The 26,916-nt window shown below is 48.9% G+C and carries 23 protein-coding genes; 4 read left to right on the forward strand and 19 right to left on the reverse strand.

Going from position 1 to position 26,916, the window contains the following annotated elements:
• Window positions 1-78: 78 nt before the first annotated feature.
• Genes hfq through mutL form a run of 3 tightly spaced genes read right to left on the reverse strand, consistent with a single transcriptional unit; the run spans window position 79 to window position 3,048 of the window.
• Entirely contained in the window at window positions 79-303 is a 225-nt protein-coding gene (hfq, locus tag GEOB_RS15430; RefSeq protein ID WP_012648177.1) for an RNA chaperone Hfq, read from the reverse strand.
• Window positions 263-1,243, reverse strand: a complete 981-nt coding sequence (gene miaA / locus GEOB_RS15435; protein WP_012648178.1) for a tRNA (adenosine(37)-N6)-dimethylallyltransferase MiaA — start codon at window positions 1,241-1,243, stop codon at window positions 263-265. Before miaA ends, hfq begins: the two co-directional genes overlap by 41 nt.
• 8 nt (window positions 1,244-1,251) lie before the next feature.
• Window positions 1,252-3,048: a DNA mismatch repair endonuclease MutL gene (gene mutL / locus GEOB_RS15440; RefSeq protein ID WP_012648179.1), complete on the reverse strand. Its 1,797-nt coding sequence runs from the start codon at window positions 3,046-3,048 to the stop codon at window positions 1,252-1,254.
• A 145-nt stretch (window positions 3,049-3,193) separates the two neighbouring features.
• On the opposite strand from mutL, the gene pepN reads away from it, so the two are divergent.
• Complete coding sequence (pepN, locus tag GEOB_RS15445) at window positions 3,194-5,848, forward strand: aminopeptidase N (protein ID WP_012648180.1); 2,655 nt, start codon at window positions 3,194-3,196, stop codon at window positions 5,846-5,848.
• Window positions 5,849-5,883: 35 nt separating this feature from the next.
• Here pepN and GEOB_RS15450 read toward each other — a convergent pair whose 3' ends face one another.
• Complete coding sequence (locus GEOB_RS15450) at window positions 5,884-6,360, reverse strand: EVE domain-containing protein (RefSeq protein WP_012648181.1); 477 nt, start codon at window positions 6,358-6,360, stop codon at window positions 5,884-5,886.
• A 180-nt stretch (window positions 6,361-6,540) separates the two neighbouring features.
• Here GEOB_RS15450 and GEOB_RS15455 point away from each other — a divergent pair, with 180 nt between their 5' ends.
• Window positions 6,541-8,139, forward strand: coding sequence for an ammonia-forming cytochrome c nitrite reductase subunit c552 (locus tag GEOB_RS15455; protein WP_012648182.1), 1,599 nt, complete (start codon window positions 6,541-6,543; stop codon window positions 8,137-8,139).
• Window positions 8,140-8,197: 58 nt separating this feature from the next.
• Here the strand turns inward: GEOB_RS15455 and GEOB_RS15460 are convergent, their stop codons facing one another.
• Window positions 8,198-8,383: a hypothetical protein gene (locus GEOB_RS15460; protein ID WP_012648183.1), complete on the reverse strand. Its 186-nt coding sequence runs from the start codon at window positions 8,381-8,383 to the stop codon at window positions 8,198-8,200.
• A complete protein-coding gene (locus tag GEOB_RS19435; RefSeq protein ID WP_012648184.1) occupies window positions 8,376-9,536 on the reverse strand; it encodes a PAS domain S-box protein in 1,161 nt (386 codons plus the stop codon). The genes GEOB_RS15460 and GEOB_RS19435 overlap by 8 nt, the downstream gene beginning before the upstream one ends.
• A gap of 242 nt (window positions 9,537-9,778) precedes the next feature.
• Between GEOB_RS19435 and GEOB_RS15470 the strand changes: the two genes are divergently transcribed.
• A complete protein-coding gene (locus GEOB_RS15470; RefSeq protein WP_012648185.1) occupies window positions 9,779-11,164 on the forward strand; it encodes an amidohydrolase family protein in 1,386 nt (461 codons plus the stop codon).
• 38 nt (window positions 11,165-11,202) lie between these two features.
• Here GEOB_RS15470 and GEOB_RS15475 read toward each other — a convergent pair whose 3' ends face one another.
• Window positions 11,203-11,802 carry a MarC family protein gene (locus GEOB_RS15475; protein WP_012648186.1) on the reverse strand — a complete coding sequence of 200 codons (600 nt, stop codon included), beginning with the start codon at window positions 11,800-11,802 and terminating at the stop codon, window positions 11,203-11,205.
• A gap of 577 nt (window positions 11,803-12,379) precedes the next feature.
• On the opposite strand from GEOB_RS15475, the gene GEOB_RS19440 reads away from it, so the two are divergent.
• Window positions 12,380-13,429 carry an OmpA/MotB family protein gene (locus tag GEOB_RS19440; protein ID WP_012648187.1) on the forward strand — a complete coding sequence of 350 codons (1,050 nt, stop codon included), beginning with the start codon at window positions 12,380-12,382 and terminating at the stop codon, window positions 13,427-13,429.
• 78 nt (window positions 13,430-13,507) lie between these two features.
• On the opposite strand, the gene GEOB_RS15490 is transcribed toward GEOB_RS19440, so the two are convergent.
• The 12 genes from GEOB_RS15490 to GEOB_RS19450 form a co-directional block, all read right to left on the reverse strand.
• The gene (locus tag GEOB_RS15490; protein ID WP_012648188.1) at window positions 13,508-14,647 is read right to left on the reverse strand and encodes a PAS domain-containing sensor histidine kinase; all 1,140 of its coding nucleotides are present in this window, start codon (window positions 14,645-14,647) and stop codon (window positions 13,508-13,510) included.
• Window positions 14,648-15,013: 366 nt separating this feature from the next.
• On the reverse strand, window positions 15,014-16,057 hold the full coding sequence (locus GEOB_RS15495) for a DMT family transporter (RefSeq protein ID WP_012648189.1): 1,044 nt from the start codon (window positions 16,055-16,057) through the stop codon (window positions 15,014-15,016).
• 8 nt (window positions 16,058-16,065) lie between these two features.
• The gene (locus tag GEOB_RS15500) at window positions 16,066-16,590 is read right to left on the reverse strand and encodes a DUF2059 domain-containing protein (protein ID WP_012648190.1); all 525 of its coding nucleotides are present in this window, start codon (window positions 16,588-16,590) and stop codon (window positions 16,066-16,068) included.
• A gap of 15 nt (window positions 16,591-16,605) precedes the next feature.
• Entirely contained in the window at window positions 16,606-17,193 is a 588-nt protein-coding gene (locus GEOB_RS15505; protein WP_012648191.1) for a hypothetical protein, read from the reverse strand.
• Window positions 17,194-17,316: 123 nt separating this feature from the next.
• Entirely contained in the window at window positions 17,317-17,706 is a 390-nt protein-coding gene (locus GEOB_RS15510) for a hypothetical protein (protein WP_012648192.1), read from the reverse strand.
• 83 nt (window positions 17,707-17,789) lie between these two features.
• Window positions 17,790-18,596 (reverse strand): acyl carrier protein, encoded by an 807-nt coding sequence (locus tag GEOB_RS19445; RefSeq protein ID WP_195892553.1) that lies wholly within the window; start codon window positions 18,594-18,596, stop codon window positions 17,790-17,792.
• Window positions 18,556-19,140: a hypothetical protein gene (locus GEOB_RS15520; RefSeq protein WP_012648194.1), complete on the reverse strand. Its 585-nt coding sequence runs from the start codon at window positions 19,138-19,140 to the stop codon at window positions 18,556-18,558. The genes GEOB_RS19445 and GEOB_RS15520 overlap by 41 nt, the downstream gene beginning before the upstream one ends.
• A gap of 143 nt (window positions 19,141-19,283) precedes the next feature.
• Window positions 19,284-20,483, reverse strand: a complete 1,200-nt coding sequence (locus GEOB_RS15525; RefSeq protein ID WP_012648195.1) for an IS110 family RNA-guided transposase — start codon at window positions 20,481-20,483, stop codon at window positions 19,284-19,286.
• A 247-nt stretch (window positions 20,484-20,730) separates the two neighbouring features.
• Window positions 20,731-21,525, reverse strand: coding sequence for a DUF6602 domain-containing protein (locus tag GEOB_RS15530; RefSeq protein WP_012648197.1), 795 nt, complete (start codon window positions 21,523-21,525; stop codon window positions 20,731-20,733).
• Between the two features lie 138 nt (window positions 21,526-21,663).
• Window positions 21,664-24,147 carry a DUF4062 domain-containing protein gene (locus tag GEOB_RS15535; RefSeq protein ID WP_012648198.1) on the reverse strand — a complete coding sequence of 828 codons (2,484 nt, stop codon included), beginning with the start codon at window positions 24,145-24,147 and terminating at the stop codon, window positions 21,664-21,666.
• Between the two features lie 120 nt (window positions 24,148-24,267).
• Complete coding sequence (locus GEOB_RS15540) at window positions 24,268-26,010, reverse strand: P-loop NTPase fold protein (RefSeq protein WP_012648199.1); 1,743 nt, start codon at window positions 26,008-26,010, stop codon at window positions 24,268-24,270.
• A 60-nt stretch (window positions 26,011-26,070) separates the two neighbouring features.
• On the reverse strand, window positions 26,071-26,790 hold the full coding sequence (locus GEOB_RS19450; protein WP_012648200.1) for a hypothetical protein: 720 nt from the start codon (window positions 26,788-26,790) through the stop codon (window positions 26,071-26,073).
• Window positions 26,791-26,916 lie beyond the last annotated feature (126 nt).

A 26,916-nucleotide genomic window follows, 5' to 3' on the forward strand; every position in this document is an offset into this window, starting at 1 on the left:
CGCTCTTTTACAAACAAAAACAGGGAAGACCCAGCCGGGTCAATCCCTGTTTTTTGATCGTTGAAGCTGTTGCAGTACCTATTGATGCAGTCTGAAATTACCGTCCACAGAAGTTATGCTGGATATGGCGTGTTTATAGATGAGAAGATCGCCCTGTACTTCCATAAGAACCGAGAAATTATCGAACGACTTGATGTAGCCTTCCAGCTTGCTGCCGGCCATGAGCTGGACGGTAACCTTTACCCTCTCTTTTCGTGCCTGGTTAAGGTACTGATCCTGGATGTTGAAAGGTGCTTTTGGCATGGTCCTCTCCTCTTTCAAAAAATTCAATCACATGGTTACAAATATTAGCAAATGCCGCAGGATATTCAACCCATTTAATCCCATATTCTTTATTAAACCAAGTCATCTGCCGTTTTGCATAACGTCTCGTATCCCTCTTGATCAGCTGCACCGCCTGATCCAGAGAAATTTCACCGCTAAGAAAAGAACATATCTCCTTATAGCCTATGGAGCGCATTGCCTTTAAATCCCTGGCATAGCCCAGTCGGAACAGCTCCTCCACTTCCGCGGCCAGGCCCGACTCTACCATTTCATCAACCCGCTTTTCCACCCGGCTGTATAATTCCTGCCGCTCCACATTTATCCCCAGCATCAGGCAGTCGTACATCTCTTCTGCAAAACCATGCTCCTGCCTGAACTGTGACATTGGACGCCCCGTCTGCCGATACACCTCCAATGCCCGGATAATCCGTACCCGGTCGTTGTGGTGAAGTCGTTCGGCAGTAATTGGGTCAACCTCAGCCAACAGCTGCAAAAGGCCTTCGTTGCCAATTTCTTTCGCCAGTTCATTCAATTCTCCGCGGATTTGTTCGTCTCCGCTAGGCGAATCCACCAGCCCTTGGAGCAAAGCACGGATGTAAAGGCCAGTCCCCCCAACGATGAAGACTCTCTTGCCGCGGCTGTGGATATCTGCAATGGCCCCGTCAGCCGCCCGGCGAAAATCCGATGCGGAAAAGTTCACGTCAGGGGTAACGATGTCGATTAAGTGATGAGTAACTCGGCTGCGCAGACTGACTGACGGTTTAGCCGTACCGATATCCATGCCGCGGTATACCTGCATGGAATCGGCGTTAACAATCTCGCCGTCAAAACGCTCGGCCAGGCGCACCGCCAGCTCAGTCTTTCCTGAGGCAGTGGGCCCGACGATACTCACCAGCTTGATTTTCTCTTCACTCTTCACTCTTTGTTCTACCGTTTAAACATCCGCTCGATCTCGGCAAGGGTCAGTGTGTGTAACACCGGTCGCCCATGGGGACAGTTGCTGGAAAATTCTGTGGTATCCATCTGCTGAAAGAGTGCCTTTATTTCCTGTTGGCTAAGGCAATGACTTCCGCGCACAACACTGTGGCAAGCGATCCTGGCCAGGATGTCTTCCAGGATGTCCTGAAAGGAACGGCTTCGGCCCAGGCTCTGCAACTCTTCCAGGATGTCCCGCAGTGTCTTCACATAATCATTGCCGCTCAACAGGTGAGGCACGGCATTCAACAGCCAGGTGGAACCACCGAACTCCTCCAGGCTAAACCCTACCCGATCCAGCTCGGTTTGGTGCTCCCGGATGACAGCACCTTCCTTGAATGAAAACTCCACCGTTTCGGGGAAAAGCAGCCGCTGTGACTCCACTCCCATTGCAGCATGCTGGGTCTTCAGGCGCTCAAAGGCAACCCGCTCATGGGCGGCGTGCTGATCGATGATAACCAGGCTGTTTCCATCCTGGCAAAGGATATAGGCAGCGTTAAACTGGCCGATCACCGAAAGGCCGGAAAAATACCCGCGCTCTACTTCCGGCGCAGGAGCCGCGTCAGCTACCGGCACGGGATCAGGCAGAGATGTTTCTCTGAAGCTTGCCGGCACTGCAGGTGTGGACATCTTGAATGATTGTTGTGTCGTTTTTTGCGGACGGTATTGGGTCAAGGACTCCCGCACCTGGGCAATCCTTGCAGCCGCTATGGATGTGGAAGCCTGCGTCTTTTGCACCACTGGCTGTGTTTTTACCCATGGGGAAGAACGCAGCACTGACTCCACGGCCTCCTGAATGGCGTCATGCACCCTCCCCTGCTCCCGAAAGCGAACCTCGTGCTTGGTGGGATGAACGTTCACATCCACCTCTGCGGCGGGAACGCTTATGAAAAGCACCACCACCGGATAACGGCCCCGCTCCATGAAATTGCGATAAGCCTGAAGCACGGCATGCTGCACTACCTTGTCTCTTATGAAACGGCCGTTGATATAGGTATAAACATGGGAAGCGGCGGAACGACTGCATTCGGGTTTGCCCACCAGACCGGTGACATTGAGTTGTCCGTCGCAGAAGTCTAACGGATAAAGATCCTGGGAGAGTGTGCGTCCGAGGAGGGTTGCCACCCGTTCGCGCAGGTCCGCATTGAGAGCGCGAAAAACAGTCTTGCCGTCGTTGGTATAAATAAATCGGATGTCGGGGCGGGATATGGCCAGCCTGGTCAGGAGGTCTCCCACATGCCCCGCCTCAGTTTCGCTGCTCTTCATGAACTTGAGGCGGGCCGGAGTATTGAAAAAGAGGTTGCGCACCGAGATTACCGTCCCTTCGGCCATGCCGCATGCCTTGACCTCCTTTATCCGCCCCCCCTCGGCATAGATTTCGGTTCCTTCCAGAGACCCCTTTTCCCTGGTTGCCAGAGTGAAACGTGAAACGGAAGCCACCGAGGGGAGCGCTTCACCTCGGAAGCCGAGGGTGGCCAGGCTGAAGAGATCCTCATCGTTGGCTATCTTGCTGGTGGCGTGCCTTTCCAGGGCAAGCAGGGCATCTTCCCGTGTCATGCCGCAGCCGGTGTCGGAGACCCTGATAAGTCTTTTCCCCCCGGCCTCGATCTCGACCATGACCTCGCTGCAGCCTGCATCCAATGCGTTCTCTACCAGTTCCTTCACCACAGAAGCCGGTCTTTCCACAACCTCACCGGCCGCAATCTTATTGGTGAGTTGTTCGGGAAGTATCTTGATCCGCGTAGCCACTAAATCACCTCGTCAAATAGGGCCAAGATACCCCATCCACCGCCTTGTTGTAAAGAAAGTTACCAAGGTTCTCCTTTGCCGGAAGACCTTTTGATGCTACAATTTCCCCTGCAACCACGCCAAACCAACTGCCGGAGAATCAATAATGACCGAAAGCCCCCATCGCACCATTTGTCGCAAGGACTACACCCCCCCCGATTATATCGTCGATAGAGTGGAGCTGCGTTTTGAACTGGACGAGGAGACGACACGGGTCCATTCCCGACTCAGCATCATGCGGCACCCCCAGGCATTGACCTCTGGAACGCCCCCCCTTGTCCTGGACGGGCACCGATTCACGCTGTTGGAAATCAAGCTTGACGACAAGGTGCTTGTCCCCGGCCGCTACAAAGTGGACCAGGAATACCTGACTATTGACCAGGTACCGGATAAATTCGTCCTTGAAATCACCACTGAACTGCGTCCCCAGCACAACACTTTTCTGGAAGGGCTCTATCGTTCCGGCGGCATGTTCTGCACCCAGTGCGAAGCTGAAGGTTTCCGCTCCATCACCTATTTCCCCGACCGGCCCGATGTGCTGGCAGTTTATACCACCACCATCGTGGCCGATCGGCAACGTTACCCCGTGTTGCTTTCCAACGGGAATCCGGTTAAAAAAGGAAATTTCGACAAAGGCCGCCACTTCGTCACCTGGCATGATCCGTTTCCCAAGCCCAGCTACCTCTTCGCCCTGGTGGCCGGAGACCTGGTCTGCCTGGAAGATACCTTCACCACCCGCTCCGGACGTCAAATTGCCCTCCGCATTTATGTGAATGAACAGAACCGGACCAAATGCGATCACGCCCTACGGTCGCTGCAGAAAGCCATGTTCTGGGATGAGGAAAATTTCGGCCGCGAATACGACCTGGATATCTACATGATTGTCGCCGTTGATGACTTCAATATGGGAGCCATGGAAAACAAGGGTCTGAATGTCTTCAATTCCCGCTACGTGCTGGCCAGCCCGGAAACGGCCACGGACGACGATTTTCAGGCCATCGAAGAGGTCATCGGCCACGAATATTTCCACAACTGGACCGGCAACCGGATCACCTGCCGCGACTGGTTCCAGCTCTCCCTCAAGGAGGGGCTGACCATCTTCCGCGACCAGGAATTTTCAGCGGACATGGAATCGCGGGGGGTCAAGCGCATCGCCGACGTCCGTTACCTGCGCACCGCCCAGTTCGCCGAAGATGCCGGGCCCATGTCCCATCCGGTAAGACCGGAATGCTACATGGAAATCAACAATTTTTATACCGTCACCGTCTATAACAAGGGCGCCGAGGTGATCCGCATGCTGCGTACCCTGCTTGGTCCTGAGCGCTTCCACCAGGGCATGGATCTTTATTTCAAGCGCCATGATGGCCAGGCGGCAACCGTTGAGGACTTTGTCCGGGCCATGGCAGATGCGGGAGGGATTGACCTGGGCCAGTTCAAGCGGTGGTACAGCCAGGCGGGTACCCCGGAACTGCAGATAAAGGGGGAATTCCATGCCACGACAGGAACATATCTCCTCAACATCAGGCAAAGCTATCCCAAAACAGGTGAAGAGACACCGAAGGAACCGCTTCACATCCCTTTGACCATGGGTCTGCTCGACAGGGACGGCCATGAATTGCCCCTGACCATGGAAGGGGAGGACTCTGCCGGACCGACGACACGGGTTCTGGAGTTGCGCCAATCGGAAGAAAAATTCCTCTTCACCGGTCTGAAAACGGCCCCGGTGCCGGCACTTTTACGCGGGTTCTCCGCGCCGGTCCGGCTGGATTATGCATACAGCCATGAGGAGCTGGTCCTTTTGATGGCCCATGAGACCGATCCCTTCTGCAGATGGGAGGCAGGACAGCAGCTGGCTATCCAGGTCATGCTCGGCCTGGTGGCCGACTGGCAGGCCGGGCGTCAACTGGAGCTGGACAAAGGCATCATTTCAGCCTTCAAAGAAACTCTTTCCAGCAACGAAAAAGACCGTGCCTTTCTCGCCGAGGCCCTAACCCTGCCTAGCGAGGCATATCTGGCCGATTCCATGGCCGTGGCCGATCCCGATGCGGTCCATGCCGTCCGCCAATTTGTAAGAAAAAGGCTGGCTATCGAGCTTAAGGCGGAATTTCACCAGGTCCACTCGGCCTGCCGCCCGACCCGCCCCTACAAGGTAGGTGACGGTCTGGCCGGAGAGCGGCGTCTGGCCAATCTCTGTCTCGCCTATCTCATGACCCTTGACGGCGATGAAGAAGTCGGCCTGTGCATCGACCAATACCATAAGGCTGACAATATGACCGATACCATGGGAGCGCTGGGTCCGCTCGCTTCTTCCAATTCTCCCAGTCGGCGCATCATACTTGAAGAGTTCTATCAGCGCTGGCAGGGAGACCGACAGGTAGTTGACAAGTGGTTCTCCCTGCAGGCCGCATCAAGCAGGCCCGATACGCTGGCGGAGGTGGAGAAGCTGCTTGGCCATCCTGCCTTCGAACCAGCCAACCCCAACCGCTTCCGTTCCCTGGTCGGCGCCTTCTCCCAGGCCAACCCGGTGCGCTTCCACGATAAAAGCGGCGCCGGCTACAGATTTCTCACCGATCAGCTGATTCGCCTGATACCTATCAATCCGCAGGTCTCTGCCCGCCTCATGTCGCCACTGACCCGCTGGCACCGTTATGACCAGAAACGGCAGGAGATGATGCGTGGAGAACTGGAACGGATCAGGGTGCTCCCCAATCTGCCGCGGGATGTTTACGAAGTGGTGGCAAAGAGTCTGGCAACAAACTGACAACCCAAAAGAGCTGGTGAGGGCACAGGAGTGAACTACTCTTCTACGCCTCCCATACGCAGAATCTGCCGCCATTCCTCCTCTCGCACCGGCTGAATGGACAGCCGGCTGCGGGAAAGAAGGACCATGCCCGACAGGGCTGGGTTGTTCTTCAGTTCGGCAAGCTTAACAGGCCGGGGGAAAGGGTTGACAAAACGCACATCCACCATGTACCAGATCGGCTTCTCTGCCGTACTTGCCGGATCGAAATGCTTATTCTCCGGGTCACGCGCCGTCCAGTCCGGATATCCGGCCCTAACCACCTCGGCAATGCCGACGATGGCCGGCACGGCTATGTTGCTGTGATAAAAAAGCACCTGATCCCCAACCTGCACCTCATCCCGTAAATAGTTCCTCGCCTGATAGTTCCTCACCCCATCCCAGTGTTCTGTGCTGTTCGGGCAGGTTCGAAGATCATCAAATGAAAAATTTGTCGGTTCAGACTTGAAAAGCCAATAACTGCGTTGGGACATGCAAGTACCCCCCGTTGATTTTAATCCATTCTAACTGTAGCAGTCAGCGCTGGCAAGATGCTCCATCGCCATCACAATGTGAATACTGACTAAATGGTTTATTGACTTAAAGCAAAGTTTAATTATTATTAGACATTACTTTTCGCAACAAACTTGCAATTTAAAGAAAGGGAGGGTTTCATGATCAACAGGAGATTGGCGTCTGTAGCCGCTGCGACTGGAATGGCAATGCTTTTGTCGTTACCGATTTATTCAACGGCGGCAAAGGGAAAACCTGCAGCAAAGGACGATGGCAGGGAAACCTGTTATGGCTGTCACGATCAAGTAAAAGCCCTGAAAGAGGGTTCAAAGCATGCAAAACTCGCCTGCAGCACCTGCCATGATAAACTTAAAGAGCATCTGGACAACTCTGAAACCCGGCCGGTAACCCTTATTGACTCCGCACTCTGCGGAAAATGCCACAAGGATGAATATGCCACATCCATGATGGTTGATTACGAAGCCCCCGCCCGCAAGGAAAAGGGTATCCCCGGCGGACGCTCTCCGGTTATGGACAAACTGCTCGCCCCCTATGGCTTTACCATCGAACATAACGAACCCCGTGGCCACGCCTTCATGGTCACCGACCAGTTCGTCGTCGATCGATTCGCCGGTGGCCGGTTCCAGTATAAGCAGCGCTGGGCCGGTGTTGATCAGGTCGGCAAAACCTGGGATATCCTGGAAGATAAGGGGCCCGACTTCAAGATGGGCGAAACTGGCAAGGCAGGCAATCCCACCTGCATCCAGTGCAAGACGTCAGATCACATCCTTAAATGGAAGTTCCTTGGAGACAAGGACCCGAAAGCCAAATGGGATCGCACTTCCGACATCATCGCAGTGGCCAAGGATACCCACAACCCGGTCGGTTGCATCCATTGTCATGATCCCCACGGCGCACAACCGCGCATTGTTCGGGATGCGCTGATCAACGAGATCGACAAGGGTGCTACCATGTTCGCCAGAAACGGCGCTACCGACCTGAAAGTGATCTCTTTCCGGGACGGCTTTCGCAAGATCGGTGTCATGAAAAAATCGGACTCCCGTATGATGTGCGCCCAGTGTCATGTGGAATATGCCTGCGGCAAGGGTTTCGAGTTCGGCAGCGGCAAGCCGGTCGGCTATGACGACCAGCGCACTAACCACATGCCCCTGAAGCAGGTGAAGGAGCTGCTTGATCATTACCGTAAGCTCAATTACTATGATTTCAAGCATGCGGTAACCGGTGCCCGCCTGGTCAAACTCCAGCATCCGGAAGCAGAATCCTATGCCGGCAGCGTCCATGAAAAAGCCGGTGTCACCTGTGCCGACTGCCATATGCCGGTGATGAAAAACAAGCAGGGCAAGAGCTACAAGTCCCACATGATGATCCGTCCCCGCAGCCATGTGAAGGAATCCTGCCAGGGTTGCCATCCGAAATGGAACGCCGAGCAGCAACTGTACCAGATCGACGCCATAAGAAACTATATCAGCGGCAAGATGCGCAAATCAGAATACTGGCTTGGTGAGCTGATCGACACCTATGCCGCTGCAAAGCGTTTCGGGGTCGATGAGGCAACGCTGGCCAAAGCACGGGAAAAACATGAAGAAGCCCATGTGCTATGGGAATGGTGGACGGCAGAAAACAGCGACGGATTCCACAATCCCGATCTGGCCCGTGACAGCCTGGCGGCCTCGATTACCGCCTCCAAGGAAGGGGTTGCGCTGTTGAACAAGGCTCTGGACGAACGGGGCAAGAAGTAAGAGCTGACAAAAGGGGCGGCTGCCGTACTGGCGCCGCCCCTTTTGTCAAAAAAGACAGTTAGCTGAGGTTATCCTCGTCCCCCGACACATGGGGAAAAATCTCGTGGTGCATCTCATGATGACTTTCGAGGACTTTCCCGCAGCTGGCACAAAGATATTTCTCCCCCTTGGTGGTATATTCACTGCGTTCACAATCGGCACACCAGATTCTTACCTCGCATTGGTTCTGAATGTTCTCACTCATGAAGGCTCCTTTCCGGTCTCCTGTGCACAAAATGACTGAAAAATCCTTTTTTACCCCCATGCACATCAGCGGACCTTGCATTTAGGTCACGGGCTATTGCCGCGGCGCCTATGATAGCCCCTGAACTATTGATAACCGGTGACAATCGAAGTGAAATACTCAGACGGGATTGGTCTTTCTTCACCCGCACCGTATTGAATGGAGGAACCCGCTCTCCCTTGCGGATCTTTTCCATAATCCGGGGAATCTCATCCGCCCGCTCGGCCGGAGCCAGTATTGATATGGGCCTGCCGATGATTTCACCGGCAGTGTAACCATACATGGCTTCCGCACCGTAATTCCAACTTGTGATGATCCCCTCCAGAGTCTTGCCGATGATGGCATCATCCGAGGAATCGACAATCGCAGCCAGAAAAGCATGCTCTTCTTCCATTTTCTTTCTTTCGGATATGTCCTCAGCTATGGCTACATAATTGATCACATTACCTTCATGGTCCTTTACCGGTGACACGTACACCGATTCCCAATAGATTGCCCCGCTCTTTTTCGTCGCCATCCGCTGACCACGCCACTCTTCACCTCTGGATATGGTTTTCCACACCTGGCTGTACAGATCGAGGGGCATCTTGCCGGAATCGAGGAAATCCGGTCTTTGGTCTTTAACCTCAGACTGGGTCCAACCCGTTACCTCGGAAAACTTGGGGTTGGTATACTGCACCCTACCCTCCGCATCGGTGATTATGGTCATGACGGGACTGAAGCTGACCGCCCGGAAAAGCAGTCTCAGTTCCTGCTCGGCCAATCTTTGTGCCGAGACATCGTGCAGAGTGATCAGCCATGCAGGTTTTTCCTCCCACTGGGTCCGGGAAACAGCCATCTCTACATTCAGTAAATTCCCATCGGGCAGCTTTATGGTCAGCTCTTTCGACTCATCCGGCGTAATGGGGAAACGGAAGGGCAAACCTATGAGTTCGTTAGCCTGACGTCGGAAAATCATAAGAGCAGCATCATTCACATGGCGGATAACCCCCTCGTCATCGGCAATAACGATACCCTCCACACACTTGGCGATAATATTCACCAGCCTGTTCCGGCAGTATTCCAGCTCCTCAGCTCTCTGTTCAAGCAGCTTTTTAGTTTCGTCTTGCGCCATAGATGTTGTCCCTGAGCGAACTCCTTCTTTAAACATCAAGTCTCAAAGTGGATGGCGAGTGTTGGTGAGAATATCCTGTATCCGCCCTTTCCATAGATCCTCTTTTGCAGGCACCAAGTTGGAATACGTTAATTTTAACCCCGATCCCGATTAAGGCAAACACACGGTGCCTTTTGTAGCACCTCCCTTTTAATACCTCTTTTTTAAGTTAAAATGAATTCATTATTAATGGGAGGTCCATAATGGCCGACGTGAACGGGAAAGGGATGCCAACGGGCAGATCAGGCACAGCTGCAGATGGCCGCGTCATGGTGGAAGAGATACTCGCGCGGTATGCGGATCGCATGTGCACAAAAATGGGCATAAGCCGGCGAAGTTTTCTATCCACGGCATCAGGCATGGCAGCGGCTTTCCTAGCCCTCAATGCCGTTCATGGCTCACTGTTCATGGTTGACCCGGCAGAGGCCGCCGATCCAGGGGCTGCCGCCGAAGCCGGTCGGCGGTTCAGGAATCAGTTAATCTTCGATGTCCAGACCCATTACGTCGGTGACAAATACTCCGAAAAGAGAATTCTTTCTTTACGAAACGAAGCGAAAAAGTGGAACCCGCAGCTTCGAGGAGAAAACGCCACCTTGGACAGCATCCGTTTCGGACCTTACATTAAAGAGGTCTTTCTGGAGAGCGATACGACCATGGCCCTTCTCTCCAGCGCGCCAGCTGATGATCCGGGACGATGGTTCCTCCACAACCAGGAAGTGATCAAGGCCAGGGACAAGATCAATTCCTTTGCCGGTTCGCGGAGGATGTTCGCACATGCCATATTCACTCCCGGACGACGCGGCTGGCTTGACGGGCTTGACACAGCAGCGGAGAGGAAGCCGGACTCATGGAAAGGCTACACCGTCGGCACCCCATTCGGCCTGTCCAAATGGCCCTGGAGGATGGATGACGAGAAGGTTGTCTACCCCGGTTACCAACGGATGGTTAAATCGGGCATCGCTACAATATGTATCCACAAGGGACTGCTGCCTGCCGGACACCAAATCCTGATGCGGCCCAACTGGCGTTATGGCGCCACTGACGATATTCCGAAGGCGGCAAGAGATTGGCCACAACTAACCTTCGTCATCTACCATTCGGCCTATCGCTCCGGGTCCCCTCCGACCAGGAAAGACATCGATACGTTCGAGCGGAGCGGCTATATTCCGTGGGTCAGCGATCTGGCCAGAATGCCCAGGAAACACGGGATTGGCAACCTGTACGCTGAGCTGGGTTCTGTGTTTGCGCTGACGGCAGTCAGCAACCCCCGCTACTGTGCAGGAATCTTGGGCACGCTTATTAAAGGATTCGGCCATGAGCGTATTCTGTGGGGTACGGATTCCATTTGGTATGGTTCTCCCCAATGGCAAATAGAGGCCTTCCGGCGGATGGAGATTCCTGAAGACCTGCAAAGGAAATTCGGTTTTGAGCCACTGGGGCCCGCCGACGGTGTGGTAAAGCGGGCAATTCTTGGCGGCAACGCCGCTCGCCTTTATGGGATAAAAACCCCAACGGCAAGTACTGCCATGGATCGGATCAGCGATCTCAAGTCAAAGCAGGAAGAGACTTGGACGAAGGCACTGGCTTAGTAAGAACAATAACATCAAAGGAGGGAGATGAATAAGTATCAGGCAGGTTTGGTCTGGGCCAGGAATGCCACAATGCCATTCAGGGTCATTTCTACGGCAATGGTAGTAAGGATCATCCCCATTAGGCGTTCTATGGCAATTACCCCCCTTTCACCAAGCAGGCGCTCAAGCTCCGTGCACATGATGAGGATCGAGCCGGTGACAACCCAGGCGAAAAGTAACGCCAGAAGCCACTCCTTCCAGCGGTGGGGTTCCCTGCTCATGATCAGGGTGACGGTAATGAGGGCCGAGGGTCCGGACACATAAGGTATTGCCAGGGGCACGATCAGCGGCTCATTGCCAACTACATTTTCCATGAATTCGTCTTTGGAGGGAAATATCATCTTGATGGCGATGAGGAGCAGGATGATACCACCTGCTATGGTCAATGACGGACCGGAAATGCTGAGCATCTTAAGGATTTTTGTTCCCTGGAACATGAACAGGATCATTAATGCCAGGGCGATCAGCAGTTCTCTCAGTATTACCTTCTTTTTCCGATGTTCGGGGACGTTCTTCAGGGCCGAGATAAAGAACGGGATGCCTCCCAGAGGGTCCATCACAAGGAGCAGGAGTATGACAGCGGCATAAAAGGTCATGCATACCTCCGGGCAAAACGCCCAAAAAGCACCCTTTCCGGATGCGAAACTATTTAGTTTCCATCCTGACTCCGGATGAGAAACTAGTGGTTTCCGATTCGGAAAGAGGGGATTTTTTGTTCTGGCAAGGAAATCAAGGGCTTGCGCGGAGACGTACATCGGTACGTCGCACAAGTAAGCCCGCAGATTGACGCCGCCAGGGCAGAAAAGCACCCTTTCCGGATGCGAAACTATTTAACAACATGGGGCAGGAATGTCAATCGGCAAGGGGCAAGGAAGAAACAACAGCAGGGGAAAAACGTAAAAAATTTTCTTGGGTTAGCTTTTTTTTACTTCTGGGATATAATTATTAACGACAATTAATTGGCCAGCTGAACGATTCCTATAAATGCCCCGTGAGAAAGCATTTGGCCACATACTAGATGCGGCCGCATCTCTTCTGCAGCAGCTTTTCCTGTTGCAACAAGACCTACGTATAACTAATTGCAGTCATAACTCCGTTTGAACACCATGAACGGTTGCCAGTCTCCCTTTGTGTCCATGGCAATCGAAACCAAAACCATCAAAGGAGGTAGCCATGCGCATGATCAGAACCGGAAGTACGCTGTTGATTGCTCTAATGGTTTCAGGCTGTGTTTCCATGTCGAAGTACAATGAAAAGGTCCAGGAAGTGGCAATGCTCAGGGGAGATATCACCACTCTTGAGGAAAATTTGGCCAAGTCGGAGGTTGCAGGTAAGGCCCTGCAAGGGGAGCTGCAGAAAAACAGGGAAAATCTGGCAAGGTTGGAGCAGGAGCATGAAAATCTGAAAGCAGAATATGTGGCCCTGACTGCGGAGAAAGAAAATGCCAACTTGGCTATGGGAGACAGGAGGCATGAGTTTTCCAGCGATATGGAGGCGCTCACAGCCAAGTTGAATGAATCTGAGACAAGGGTCAAAGAGCTCACCACATTGCTCCTGGCCCAGGAAGAAGCGGCGAAAAAGGTTCCCGAACTGCAGGCTGCGGTGGCAGACCGCGAAGAAAGAATCAGTAATCTCAATGCCACCCTCCGCTCACTGAAAAGCAATCTTATCCAGATCAGGACGGATGTGGTTCAGCTGGCGAAGAAGAGGTCGGGCAGCGAAGAAAAGGAAAATGCCTACGCTGCATTCCGTCGGGACTTCAGCGATCAGATCGGCAAAGGAGAAATCCTGGTAACCGAATATCCCGACAAACTGATCGTTACCATGCCCGAGCAGGTGCTTTTCAGGTCGGGAAGCGCCACCATCAACAAGGGGGGCAAAAAGGCACTGGAGCGGGTGGCGAGTATTCTGAAAAAGGTTAAAAACAATCGCATCCGTATCGAAGGCCACACGGACAGTACTCCCATAAAAAGTAAACACCGGTATGCCAGCAACTGGGATCTATCCGCAGCCCGAGCTGCCAGCGTAGTCAGGCATTTGCAGAAAAAAGGCGCGGTAAACCCTGAATTTTTGACTCTGGCTGGGTATGGCCCCTATGCTCCGGCGGCTGCCAACAATACCAGCAGGGGGAGAAGTCTGAACCGCCGCATTGAAATTGCCCTTATCCCCATCGATACAACCGTCACCGCAGAAACAAACAAGGAAAAGCTGGCCCTGCGGTAGCGTCAGGTCACAAAAAAGGGCTGCTTCCAATGGATGCAGCCCTTTCAAAAAATAAACGAAAATACCCTGTCAGTTTTCCTATTCAAGCGTGAAATAGAAAGTAGCTCCGGTTCCCACGCTTCCTTCCGCCCAAATACGGCCGCCATGACCGTTTATGATGCGTTTGACCGTCGCAAGCCCGATGCCGAACCCCTGGTATGTCTTGGCATTGGCCAGGCGTTGAAACGGAGTGAAAATTTTATCGCTCTGGGCCATCTCGAAGCCGACCCCATTGTCGCATATGAAGTAGGCAACCTTGCCGTTACTCTCTGTAACGCCGAAGATGATCAAAGCGTCATCTTTTTGGGCACTGTATTTCCAGGCATTACCGATGAGATTTTCCAGCGCCACCCTGAGCAGGTCTGCATCACCGTCGACCACTACCCCCTCGGCAATATGAAAATTGACGCTGCGTCCAGGCTCCGTCAATTTCAGTTCCAGGGCAACCGTCGTCACCAGGTCGCTGAGGGAGACCCGTTCCCTTTTGACCTCCTTTTTTGTCAGCATCGACAGCTCGAGGATGGTGTCGATCAGCTTGTTCATCCGCTCGGCACCGGCATGAATCTCCTGCAGGTAATCCCTGCACGGCCGGTAACTCATTTCGTTGCATTGTTCGAGGACCACATCGGTATATCCCATGATCCTGGTCAGCGGTTTGCGCAGATCATGTGAAACCGTGTAGCTGAAGGCCTCCAGTTCACGGTTGGCTGCTTCCAGTTCAGCGGCGTGGGCAGCAACATTTTCATGAAGCAGTTCGATCTCCGCCGAGGTCGTCTTCCGGTGGGAGATGTCCTCCTGGACCGTCACCCAATAGGATTTTCCGGAAGTATCCATTGCTGTGATGCGTGCATGAGTCTGAAGCTTCGTGCCGTCCTTCCGGCGATTGGGGAACTCTCCACTCCACTCACCCACCGTTCTGAGGGATCCGGAAATATCCCTGAAGATTCTTCCGTTTTCTTCATCTGAACAGTCGTTGAGAACGGTGATATGTTGCCCTTGCAGGTCAGCGGAATTGTAACCGAACATTTTGTTAAACGCCGGGTTGGTCAGGACAATAAAGCCGTTTTCGTCACAGACGCTCACCCCCTCCGCCATCTTTTCAAGCACCAGGGAGTGCATCATCAGGGTGCTGAGGGTCTTCTCGTCAACATCAAGTGTTTTTATATCTAATTGCAGCATGAAGGTCCCGTTGGGCTGTAAGGTTGTTGCCGTCCTCAAATTTCTTCCCAGTTATGCAAATTCGTTTTTCACGACATGGGGCATAGTAGTTAGTTTCCATCCGGAAACTCCGGATGAGAAACTAGTGGTTTCCGATTCGGAAAGAGGGGATTTTTTGTTCTGGCAAGAAAATCAAGGGCTTGCGCGGAGACGTACATCGGTACGTCGCACAAGTAAGCCCGCAGATTGACGCCGCCAGGGCAGAAAAGAACCCTTTCCGGATGGAAACTAGTTAGCGAGTATAGCAATAAAAGTACCATATTAAGAGGGGAAGTCGGCATAGGTTTTAATATATCTGGGATAAAAGTAAGTTATTTTCAACATCAACTAATGAAGATGTCGATGGTGGATGTCGGGCCAGTGGGTATGTGCATGGGTTACCGGCTCGTGTACGTGAAAATGGTCATGATTCTCTTTATTCTCGTCCGTGTCGTGCTCATGGGCATGGTGCTCGTCATGCTCATGGGGATGGGAATGGGCAAGCCGTTCATGCCGATGCACATGCCCATGCCGTTCGCCAAAGAGTAAAAACATTCCCGAAAGCATGACCAGCGCCGCCACCCAGTACTCCCCCGGAGGACGCTCTCCGAGAACGATGACCGAAAGGATGGTGCCGATGAACGGCCCCGAGGCAAACCAGGTGCTGGTTCTCGCCGCCCCGATCTCTCTCAGTGCCTGGACGAATAGGACAAGGCTTGCCCCATAGCTGAGCGCCCCGACAGCAAGCGCTCCTGTGACCTGAAATACCGTGACAGGACCTGTGAAAAAGAAAAGGGAGAGAAGGACGTTGAAGATCCCCGCGCTCCACCCCTTCATGCAAGCCAGCAGGGAAGCAGGAATCGACTCCAGCTCCCGGGTGAGATTATTGTCGATTCCCCACAGGAGGCAGGCCGCTAGAACGGAAAGTCCGGGAATCGACAACTGTACCTCTTTGCTGCCGGTGAAAATCATCAAAATCGAAGCGCCGATGATGAGCGCCTTGCCAATCCAGACCCGATAACCGATCTGCTCGTGGAAGATCAGCCACGCCAGCAGAGTAGTTGCAACGGTCTCGAAATTGAGCAGCAGCGACACCTCGCTTGCCGTGCCGTAACGGATACCATAGGCCAGGAAAAGGGGGGCGGCCACCCCGCCGGACAGAATCGCGCCGGCAAGAAATGCCTTCTGCCGCCAGGAAAGAGAACCGAGAATATGAAAAACATCGGCCTTTTGCCGCAAGACCACACCGGTCAGTCCCAGGCCCGAGCCCAGATAGAGCAGTCCGGCAAGGAGCGCCGGCGGCATCTGCCCGACGATGGCCTTGCAGGCAACCGGAGACATGCCGAAGAGAATTGCAGAAAGAATTGCCAGGTAGAGACCTTTTTTATGCATGGCTCGGGCTATTTATCATCAAATCCTTCTCTTTTCAGTCTGGACTCCAGACGTGGAATAATTTGGGGGGCAATTCCCTCACCCCATGCTTGCCCCACCTGCATGCATTCGCCCATCACTGCAGGCATTGCTTGTATGCTCTTTTTGCCCAGTGGGGTGCTATAAAAAGCAATGAGACCGTTGATCTCGGCTTGAGTGAAATGCTTTGCATATACTGGAACAATCTCTGTCATAAGTTTCGGCATTTCCTCTGCAAAGACCTGACTTATTTCATCCTTGATGGACGCCACGGCCTTAGGCGGCATATCGGGGGTATTCTTGCCCATAGAATCGATAATCTGGTTCGTGACCGCTACCCCCATTTGAAGACCAAGGGCTTCGGCCCCCGTCATTTTCAGCAGTCTGATTATATCGCTTCTGAACTCCTTTGATATCTCCTCAGCACATGCGCTCCGGACCTGCAGCAACACGAAAACAAAAATAACCATCATACAGCTGAAGCCTTTTCTCATTGCACCTGTTTGCGTGAACATCGGTTCTCCTTTTTGTTAATTCTCTTTTCGGCGTACCAGCTCCTCCTTCATCCGCGCAGCCATTTTTACTTCGATTTCTTTGCCGAAGGCGGCAAGTCTCGCCTCTATTGCAGGCATGGCACGGGCAAATGCAAGAAATGCCGGGGTTTTCTCAAAGCGCTTGGCTATGGCTTCTTCGGTCTGAGTAAACTTTAGAGGTCTTGCTTTACCAGTGGTCAACAACTGCACTTGGGTATCGACAAACCTGCGTCCTATCGGTCCTTCCCAATGCTCGGAGAGCTGTCGGCATGTCTCCATATCGAATTGACTCGCCATAAACTCCCTGAACTCATGGCCGATGTACTCTTTATCGATAAAGGGCTCCACGACAGCAGCCATCAAATCTGCTGTGGCCGGATCACTGGTGCGCATCTGCTGCAAGACTTTTCTGGTTGGAATGGTCAGTGACTCGTACATCCCCATGGCATATACAAGATGTTCAGCCGCTTCCAGGTGAGCAGTGGAAAATTCGTTCCCGTTTTCGGCTGTGGCCAAGTGCGGCAGCAGCAGACCGACCATCAGGGTGATAAAAACCATCCACTTACGGTTAAAAGTCAAAAACATGTTTTGTCTCCTTGAGGTCATGGGTGCTAACGGAAGAATTCGACTACAGACTGCTGTGAATAAATTGGGGGTCCACGATGTCATAGCACTAAAATGTGTCCACGATGTCGTGGCACTCATCAGTTAGGGTTTATATCCGCCAATGTTATGCCTTGATTCAATTTTTGTAGTCCCTATTACTTCTGTGACTTTGTTGCCAGCCTCCATGTACCCTTCTCCGCCCGCAATCCGACTGCCGTCGGCAAAATTAACTATGAGTCCATAGCTTGATTCAGCAGGTGCAGACATACGGAATGTCTTTGATGTACCTGCCGTAGGGCCTTGAATCTGATGTCGTATTTTTTCATCCCTGCCGAATTTCTGAATGATCTCTATGGACTCTATTTTCTTTCCTGAATTATTTACAAAATCAATTACCACCATGGGCGAGCCAGCATGGAATATGGAAGCAATTAATACTCCGGCTAGAAAAACTACGATGAAAGCAAAGATGAGAAGTATTCTTTTTGACATTTGTTGATTGTCCTAACGTGGTAGGGGCGCACAGGCGGAGCGCAGCGAAGACCGTGTGCCGCCGCCTTGTTGGAATCTACTTCTCAGTCGATTCCAAAGTCTTTGATAAAATGTGCGTCCTCGAAATATTCTGATTCAGATATACCAACTATCTCAATTACAATCCTTTTTACGTGTTCCGATATCTGCTCTTTTGTCCATTTCATTTCATCGGAAGTAATTGCAAACGGAATAAGATCCTTAACTTGTTTAATGTTCGCAGGAATAGTCGTTTTCATAGGTCTTGTTAAAGATGTACCAATGTAAATAGTAATTACTGCCGAAAAGAAACCAATTATCGGTATGGCAAAAAAACCGGCTATTGGATTAATTGGATTTCGCAACCATAGAGTGAAAAACACTGAGGCAGGAATTATAACAATGAGAACTTTCAACCATATCGGCCTTGATAGTTCCGGCCAAGTCCGTGCTTGGACGGCCTTTTTTAGACTTAACCATTTCTCTTTATCGGGTGGATTTGAGAAAAGCTGATTGATAGGGGCGTCAGGCGTTATTGACTTTCTGTTGTGGCGGAAAGTATTGGAAATTGCTCTTCTTATTAAATAAAAAGCTCGCTGTGTTTGGCATATTTTTTCGTCAGTTGTTACGATCTTAGAATAAATGAAGTCACAAACCATGCGTGGCGTTTCTAGCTTTTCAGCCTCCGCGTCCGACATGCTGACTCCAAACTGCTCCTCAAATGCAATTACAAGTTCTACTCCGTCGAGTCCCATATCATTTCTCTTTCCTGTTCTTTCCAACGGCCATGGCTTTGACCTGCCGGATTTTTTTGGCAGGTCGTAAGCCTGGTTATGTTTTCCTCTTCGAAAATGGACTAATTCTATTCTCACTGTTTTCCCGCCAGTGTCTGCGCATCAATTCATCTTTTGGTGTTGAATTAAGTACTTCTAGCTGTTCGGCAGTGAGTTCCTTCTCTATGGTGTTGCAAAGACCTTCTATTCTTACTCGCAGGTGTTCTTTTACTTTCGCTACGCAGTACTCAATAATCTCAATGTCTATCCAAGTAGGCATTAATATTCTTGTTGTTTGTCCATCCGGATTCAGGCGCACCTTTCCAGGAATTGGCGCATTTGGAAGGTAAAACAATTGATGTCTATTTGCTTCAATTCCTTGATGAGCATAAAATTCATTTCTGAGTTCGATTGTAGAATTGTGTTTATCTATGTCTTCCCCAAAAATATCATTAATTTGTCCATCTAGTCGTGTTCTGCCAGTGCTTTCAGTAAATGCCTTGGCATAAAGAATAACAATGTAAGAGAGGATGCATTCTGATATTTTCCATGGGACGCAGCCAAATAATGAAACTAGTGTTTCTTTATTATCTTCATTCATGCTATTTCTTAATGCCTTTAATGCATCCTCGGCATCGTCCATGTCATGATTTAACTCTATGAGTGATTCAAGTTGCCTGAGTCCACTAAGGGGTCAGCCCTTGAAAGTAGAAAAATCTGGTTTTCATCGTTGAAATTCTTTTTTCAAGGGCTGAACATCCCGCTGGAATTTTCAAGAAAAATTTGTCATTGGGGCAGCAAGTACCCCCTGTTCTCTTTCAACATCTTGAAGATAACTCGGCACAAATGACGACCAAGGGCGCGTACTGCTTGATTGTGCTTCTTTCCTTCTGCTCGTTTTTTTCGATAGTACGTTTGTGACTGCGGGACTTGTTTTCTGTGTCTGTCGACAGCTGTCATCATGGCTGCCTTCGCTCGCTCATTCACTTGCTTTGGTGGTTTAGAGCCTTTCTTCTTACCAGAACTGTTGTCGAGATTGGTCATTCCAAGATACAATGCCAGGCTCTGTTCGTCTTTGAACCGCTCGACTGTACCGATTTCACCTGCAAGTTCTGCAATAGTCGTAGAGCCGAATCCAGGTATAGTTGAAAGATTCTGCGCAATCTCCGAATCGATGGCGACTGCAGCCATTCGTCGATCTAGACTGTCTATGCTTTCGTGCAACTCCAGTATCCGCCACGCGTCTTCAAGGATCATGTCGCTGACCCACTCGACTTCGTGGCTGAAGTGAGCCTGTTTCTGCCACGTTATGATGATGCCCGTGTACTTTGCCCCGATACCAGGGAGCTTACGGATTGTACCTTCACGCATCCTGGCCAGCTTTGGGAGGCTGTCTACACTCGTAATGAAACGCAGAAACCAGAGATTGCCAGCATCGCCGGTGATCTCCAACAGGCCCGGACAGACGGATTGCAAGTCGGCCTGGAAGTTGTTCAGCACCCGCACGCGCTCATTTACCAAACGACGGCGACGGCGTGACAGACGCTTAAGCACTTCATTTTCTTTGGGCGTGGCACGTACCTCCTGCAGCACATCTTTGGCAACTGGAAGGTAATCGCGGAGCTGGAACAACTCCAGCGCTTTTCTGGCATCGATCTCATCGGTTTTCGCTGCACCAGGAAAGATCTCCTTAAACCTGGCGAGCTTCAGGTTGTTGATGTTGAATAGCCGGTAGTCCCGAGCACGCACCAGCGTGTCCAAGGGCCGGGCATAGCCGTTGTAGCCTTCCATCGCTACTGAAACAGGCAAGCTATGCTTCTTCTCGTGCTTCTCGATGCATGCAAAGAACTGCCGGAATCCTTCCGGCTCATGCTTGATCGAGAACTCTTCCAAAATTTCGCCGTTTGAAAGGCCAATGGCGACATTGTGACTGTGACAGCCGACGTCGACACCGACGCGCAGTTCAAGGGGAGAACTCTTTCTCACAAGGGGGCTCCTTTACCAGACGAGTTAGTCATCCCAAGGTCTCGTCTACTTACAGAGCCACTTGCGGCACCATCCCGGTCGACCTTTGAGGATGACGCAGATGACGGGGGCGGCATTTCAGGCCCGAGTGAGTCTGAATGAACAGGCCACTGACCCCATAAGCCACACCCCCGTCAGACGGTATTTTACACGAGAGGAAATGCTCCGTCATCTGCTTAAATCCTATGGTAGACCCCTTTTTTTCTTCCTAGTTAGAATTATCTTGTTTTTGAACTATCGCAGGGTTAGCTACCTGAAGGGAACTTGGGCCATATCGGTAGCAATAGATAGAATATAGAAGTCCATCGAATGCAGCATTTTCGAATGGATTAAACTGAACTTTCGAATGTAAGATCATTGCTTTTCTAATGGTCTGAAGGAAGAGGGAAAGTGACTTGAGCTTAGGGCCTTCCTTGTCTTCACCTTCAATCGGAATATGACCCCATTCTTCGTTAGTTGAAGGACTCTTGAGAATAATAATTCCACGGTTCAGCACGTATATTGCCCACGGATAATTCTGTAATTCATCAGGGATGTCGGTGACAGAGTCGTACCAAGCTGACAATACCTTTTGAGTGAGCGGGACGCTCTCGTAGGCAAACAAGAACGTCGCCGGTGGAACGAATATGGATCCTCGTGTGAACGAGTACAAGTTGCGAAGCGCTTCGATAAATGTCTTCTTATTTAGTTTGGTTTTTACCTCGATTGCGCAGACTATTGCCTCTGGAGCAACAACCGCAAAATTACCCTCTCGAAAGTGGTATGCTGCCGGATTGTTCTCATCAACAATCAGAATGTCGCCTTGCTGTGACGCACCGAATTTCCTAGTGTAAGCGAAACCTGTCCGAAGCCGAAAACGTTCTGAGAGCATGCTTTCTAGTATCGGCTTGAGAACTTCTTCGTGATACGAGCCAATTGACGGCCCGTGATTCACAAACGAAGAAACTCGCCGCAATTTAGCAGCCATTTCGTTTGCAAGTCCTAGGTAGAAATTTTCGTCCATGGGTTATCCTTCTAACGGGCATGGCTTTGACCTGCCGGTTTTCTAGGGCAGGTCGTAAGCCTTGTTGAAACATTTGCAGTTTTAACTTTTGAAATTTAGAGGCGCAGACCTTCTTCCGTGATCTAACAATTCTTGTGTCTAGCGATTCCATTCCTTTTTAAGGACTTTATCAGAAGCTTGAATTGCCCTATCTCGTGGAGTTGATACACCAAAATCGAGCCAGTGAATTACATTATAATATTGTTGTTCATCACTAGACATATAGTCTGCAAGAAGCTTTATTAAGCGCTTCTTTGTTAACGCACGAATGCATTTTAAAGCTATACACTTTCGAACTTTTTCGTCCTCATATTGCAGCAGACGGATAATAGTTTCATCTGTAAGTTCGCGAAAGGCTTTGTCCGGTGTCTCAACTATAAGGTAGGACAATAGCTGGCTTGGCAGCTGCATTGACAGCAGTTCTGTTAATCTATTTCGGCCCAATGCATATATAGCTTTTGCAGAAACTTGATATTTAGAGTCTTCAGGGGTTGATAATAACAGAGTGTTTTGTCCGGCCTCCGGCCGTTTCACAGAGTCGATAATTAATTTGATGTCCTCCCATTCACCAAATTTACGAAGATACTCAACATCAGTGCTGGAGTAGTCAACAAAGCCACTCTTTAGAGCATTCCTTACAAGTCCCAAGTCCCGCAACTCGGCTTTTTGACAAATAATGTTTAAGCCCTTTCGAGTGAGACTTTTACGTTGATAATCTTCGATGCCTCGTGTCCGTTCTATAACCTCATGGTCCATAGTAAAAATTTCGGACAGCTTATTCAGATAATTTGAAAACTCCTCTTTGAATTGTTCCTCTACTGATTTCCTTAAAATATCTCCTCTTTTTTTAAATTGACGTTCAGCCAAGATGAACTTGGGGTCAAAATCAAAAATTGAGGATTTTTCGGTAATTTTTTCAAGTTCCTTTTCACTTGTTAAACGCAATGTATGATGTTGGTAGTGATTCCAATATGTTTCATCAGTTATTCCTGAAGCGATGGAAAGCATTCCTAAACCGGATTTTTGAGATGGTTTGACAAGAATTTTTTTGGCTTCGTCATTTGAAAAAGTACGGCCGTGTTCAATGAGAGTATTAATAGCTTCATATCTTACCTTTGCATCGTTGTCGCACAACAATTGCTCTACGGTATCAAGTGGCAATGCTTTGCGTTTACGAAGAATCTCTATAGCTTTACGACGTACATTATTGCATTGCTGATCAATGCAGCTAATAAGTGATTCCGTGCTCAACGCTGCTTCATTGTCAAATAGTGCTATCATTAAATCTTGGTGGACAAATGATGGCCGAAGTTCATTAAGCGCCAAAATCGCACATTCGCGGCTTTCACGAAGTTTAATTCGGAGGAATGCATCAGTAGCAGCATTATTTGTTTGATTGTCATTCCTGTCTAGCTCGGCACGGATAATCGAAATATCTGAAGTAATGCCAAACTCGCCAAGATAATTCAAAGCTGCAACCCTAAGCGCACTTTTAGAGTTGTCAGAAAACCAAGATTTAAGTAAAAAATCGCGATTAAAACGTTTTCCACCGGAGGGAAGTGGCTCTGAAATCAGCTTCATCGCAGTGATAGCGTTGATTCGTCGTTCCGTAGGCCCTTTAAATGTGTAAAATGGCAGAATACTATTTGAAAACTCTCCCATTGCTGCCAGCCATCGCCAAAGAGGAACATTCTCATTGCTAAAGTTACTCAACCCACTGGCAACCAGCCCGCTTATTTCATGTTGGCCCAATTTAAATTTATCTCCTTTTGCAAACATCAGGTTTGAATCGTGAACACCAAGAGAGTACTCATCATTTCCATGTTTACCTAATATTGTTGTGAGCAATCTAAATCGTGCGATTTCTGCACCTTCAATGGGTTCTTGTTCTAAATCCCGCTCCGTTTTTGATATGAAGTCTCGCAGAAATTGAGCACCTTCTATGGAAAGTGGTGTTTCGAGAGGTTGTGCATTTGCATCTGATGTTTGTTGTTTTTCATCTTCACTAGGTGGGGCTTGGCTCTGGCTATTAACTCTAACTTGTCCTTCGACATTACATAGGCATTTTATGTAGTCTGCTATGCATCGTCGAAATTTCTTTTCAAAATCACTAAAATCAGAAAAATGCTCGAATAGAATTGTTTTCTCAGTGATGAGTTGTTCTTTAAAATCCAAAACTTTTTTCAGTTGTGCTCCTGGGTCACGAAGGCTATCGGTATCAATTTCCTTAAAAAGGAGACTTATTTCAGGGAGTCCATCAGCTTTTCGGCGTTCAACGGATCTGTTAAATTCTTCTTCAAAGCCAGATGAATACGTCCCAGCTACGTCCGGCGGGGTTCCCCATCTCTTCCACATTAAGCCCACAAAGAGTTCACATTGTTCTAGATCACGATTTATAAGAGCTTGGGGACGACCACATCTTGCTACAGTATCCTCCCATCCCACAAGCTCAACTTGATATCCGAGTTGTTCTGCCCATAATGAATTGAACTCATCGACCACAGTTTTTGCAATTTTGCGTTCATCGGATAGGTCACCTGGTGATGCAAGAAACACTTTCACAAATCTTCGACTATTCGCCATATCAACCTCTTAGAATTTAGTATCTTTGTTCAACGCTAGGCTGACCGGCTTGACCGGTCCAGTCGTGAGTTGGTAGCCTCCCTCTAAGGCAAACTAAGCAGCGTCACTCATAGTTTTCCCTCAATTCCTAGAAAGCTTTTGAATTGCGGAGGCAAGGCCATTACGTAGGGATCTAACTGAATAGGCCTTTATCCCGGAAGTGTGTTCAGATAAATAGGATGCTACATACGACATAACTATTTCTAGGAAGCTCTTTTCTGCTTCAAGGAAGTCTATTATGTTGGAGGCTGAATACCTTGAGTCAACCCAATTTTGGAATTTAAGTATTGTGTCAGGACTACTTTTTATAATAATGTTAAATAACCAGTTTGCATCAATGTCTGAAAGTACAGGAGTAGTCGCATGCTGTGTTTCATAAAACCGTTTAAAAAACTCATCAGGCTCGTTATCAAGCAAACTAAAGGTCTGTGTCACCTCTTCTTTTTGACCAATATTCTGCATCTCATCACAAATTAATTTTATGGTTGCTTTAACTGATCTGTATTCATCTAGGTCGACATCATTAAAACTTAAAGGCGTCCATAGTATTTTATTGCACTCTAATTGTCCGGCAGCTCGAAGAACATTTAGCGCTGCAATGAATCCATTCTCGATATCAACTGGGCTTTGAGTTATCAGCCTCTCTTTAGAAAAGAAAAACAACCTTTGAGCAAGGTTTATTAAGGTCACCGCATTTTTTATTTTAGCGCCCGCAATTTCTTCAAGAAAAGCTTTAGCTATAGTAGTCATAGACTCGTCACTGAGGAGCCAAAAATCACTATGAAACAGTTCTTCTTGAGTTCTGACTTTAATGCTTTTGTCTTCAATATATTTGGACACATTGTCATCTAGTAGCTTTGTGTTTAGATATCCATATAGGATATAATTAAATAGACTTCCAAATTTAGGTATACCGTTGTGATTACCATGATAGTATTTTGATACTATTTTTCTAGTTACTGAGTTCTCATCTTGTTTAAATAGATAAAAGCTGGATGAAGCTTCTAAATGAGTTGCAATTTCCAGTATTGATTTATCATTAAGTAAGCCACTTTTATATTCATTCATGATAACAAGGGTAAAGTATAAAATTGAGTCTAATACATCTATATTTTCTATCGAAATGTAATCGCATACTGAATTGAATATGCTAAAGGCTTTGCTAATAGTTCTTATATTGTTGCATTTTGATATGGCGTAGTACTCGTCGAAAACCTTCTTAGTATTGGCGTAGGCGTGCTTTTTAGATGTGCCTGCAATTAACTTATTTACTACAGCATCCATGTCAGGAACATATCTGAATGTATAACCGACTAACTTTTCCTTCTGAACAGTATATACGTCGAGGTTCTCAATCTTACTTTCATCGCAGAGGATTATCATTCTGATATGTTCATGCTCAACAAGCTTATTAAGATAACCAAGTACAGTATCAATCGGCATCTTTACGCGTTCCAGATCGTCAACACATAAAACTATATTACTAGCTCGCATGATTTCGTGAGCATTATCCAAATCAATATGCTTTTGTGACAATGAGGATAATGCGCTAGTGACGTTGTTGGCTGATGTCAACCGAAGAAAATCAGAAATTGCAACAGTGATTAACTGGTCAATTTCTATTTTAGACTGGATTCCATATAGGGAAATATAGGTTGTATTCCTCTCGCCATTAGGATAATCGATATAAACCCCAGCTTGTATGACATTTTCCCAAAAATATGTTTTACCACTTCCCCATTCTCCTGTTATTAACAATGAATACTCAGGGTGCATATCTCTTATGTACAACTTTATTGAGTCTTCCATTTCTTTTAAGTTCATTAAATTCTCATTATATTATTAGTAGTTTTAGCTAAGTTATATGGCTCTTTTACGCCCTGCTTACCGGCTTGCTTTAATAGCGTCAATAACCGTTTTCTTGACTTCATCTACTTTAAAAAAAACCTCAACTTCTTCTAAATGGAGATGTCTAACTTGCTTCATCATGAACACTACATTGCGATATTTACCTATATAGAAGTCCTTTATTTCTTTACTTCCTTGGTTTTTTTCATAGTTTTCTAGGCACCAAATCAGATGGCTTAATTGTTCGCTTACATATGTTAAATCAAAGGATATTAGTTCTATTACACTTGTTCTGATGTCATCATATATACAAGAAATCGGGTGCGAAGGGTTTAGTTCGATTCTAATTGAATCATCTGAAATAGACCTTAATAACGTGAATACGTTAAAATCATTAGATTTGTACTTATGCTTTTGTTCAAAAAGTACTTTGTCAATAGTTTCAGCTATTCCGAATATCAATTGCTGTAACTCTTCTAGCTTCTGCTGTGTTTTCATGTCTGTTAACTGACGTTTTTGTAGCAAAACAGTATATATAACACCAATAAAGGCAAGGAAAGCATAAATCGGATTTAACACGCCTCCAATAAAGTCACCAAAGGTGCCCCAGTCGCTTTGATTCGGCGATATGGGATATTTCATAATCCAGCCAAACCGAATGAAGTACGCCAATGCACATAGAGCCAAAGGGACTAATGCAAGTAATACAAGATTGCGGATAAGCTTGTCGTCGATCATGTCTTTGTATTTATCCATCTATATCTCACTTTCGGAGTATTATGTATGCCGATTTGTAATGTTAACATTTCTGCATTTCTGCCGCTAAAGGACTTGGGGCGCAAGTTTCTATCCTTGTTCCGGTTGTCGACCAACTCATTATTC

Source organism: Geotalea daltonii FRC-32, assembly GCF_000022265.1.
GTDB classification, from domain to species: Bacteria; Desulfobacterota; Desulfuromonadia; order Geobacterales; family Geobacteraceae; genus Geotalea; species Geotalea daltonii.

What these genes read in the sequence shown, in the direction of transcription:
- hfq (WP_012648177.1), bottom strand. Translation starts at nt 303, where the DNA reads ATGCCAAAAGCACCTTTCAACATCCAGGATCAGTACCTTAACCAGGCA.
- GEOB_RS15530 (WP_012648197.1), bottom strand. Translation starts at nt 21,525, where the DNA reads ATGGACGAAAATTTCTACCTAGGACTTGCAAACGAAATGGCTGCTAAA.
- GEOB_RS15540 (WP_012648199.1), bottom strand. Translation starts at nt 26,010, where the DNA reads ATGAACTTAAAAGAAATGGAAGACTCAATAAAGTTGTACATAAGAGAT.
- GEOB_RS15455 (WP_012648182.1), top strand. Translation starts at nt 6,541, where the DNA reads ATGATCAACAGGAGATTGGCGTCTGTAGCCGCTGCGACTGGAATGGCA.
- GEOB_RS15500 (WP_012648190.1), bottom strand. Translation starts at nt 16,590, where the DNA reads ATGTTCACGCAAACAGGTGCAATGAGAAAAGGCTTCAGCTGTATGATG.
- GEOB_RS19440 (WP_012648187.1), top strand. Translation starts at nt 12,380, where the DNA reads ATGCGCATGATCAGAACCGGAAGTACGCTGTTGATTGCTCTAATGGTT.
- GEOB_RS15475 (WP_012648186.1), bottom strand. Translation starts at nt 11,802, where the DNA reads ATGACCTTTTATGCCGCTGTCATACTCCTGCTCCTTGTGATGGACCCT.
- GEOB_RS15495 (WP_012648189.1), bottom strand. Translation starts at nt 16,057, where the DNA reads ATGCATAAAAAAGGTCTCTACCTGGCAATTCTTTCTGCAATTCTCTTC.
- GEOB_RS15490 (WP_012648188.1), bottom strand. Translation starts at nt 14,647, where the DNA reads ATGCTGCAATTAGATATAAAAACACTTGATGTTGACGAGAAGACCCTC.
- GEOB_RS15535 (WP_012648198.1), bottom strand. Translation starts at nt 24,147, where the DNA reads ATGGCGAATAGTCGAAGATTTGTGAAAGTGTTTCTTGCATCACCAGGT.
- GEOB_RS15450 (WP_012648181.1), bottom strand. Translation starts at nt 6,360, where the DNA reads ATGTCCCAACGCAGTTATTGGCTTTTCAAGTCTGAACCGACAAATTTT.
- GEOB_RS15505 (WP_012648191.1), bottom strand. Translation starts at nt 17,193, where the DNA reads ATGTTTTTGACTTTTAACCGTAAGTGGATGGTTTTTATCACCCTGATG.
- GEOB_RS15510 (WP_012648192.1), bottom strand. Translation starts at nt 17,706, where the DNA reads ATGTCAAAAAGAATACTTCTCATCTTTGCTTTCATCGTAGTTTTTCTA.
- GEOB_RS19435 (WP_012648184.1), bottom strand. Translation starts at nt 9,536, where the DNA reads ATGGCGCAAGACGAAACTAAAAAGCTGCTTGAACAGAGAGCTGAGGAG.
- pepN (WP_012648180.1), top strand. Translation starts at nt 3,194, where the DNA reads ATGACCGAAAGCCCCCATCGCACCATTTGTCGCAAGGACTACACCCCC.
- GEOB_RS19450 (WP_012648200.1), bottom strand. Translation starts at nt 26,790, where the DNA reads ATGGATAAATACAAAGACATGATCGACGACAAGCTTATCCGCAATCTT.
- GEOB_RS15470 (WP_012648185.1), top strand. Translation starts at nt 9,779, where the DNA reads ATGGCCGACGTGAACGGGAAAGGGATGCCAACGGGCAGATCAGGCACA.
- GEOB_RS15460 (WP_012648183.1), bottom strand. Translation starts at nt 8,383, where the DNA reads ATGAGTGAGAACATTCAGAACCAATGCGAGGTAAGAATCTGGTGTGCC.
- GEOB_RS15520 (WP_012648194.1), bottom strand. Translation starts at nt 19,140, where the DNA reads ATGGACGATGCCGAGGATGCATTAAAGGCATTAAGAAATAGCATGAAT.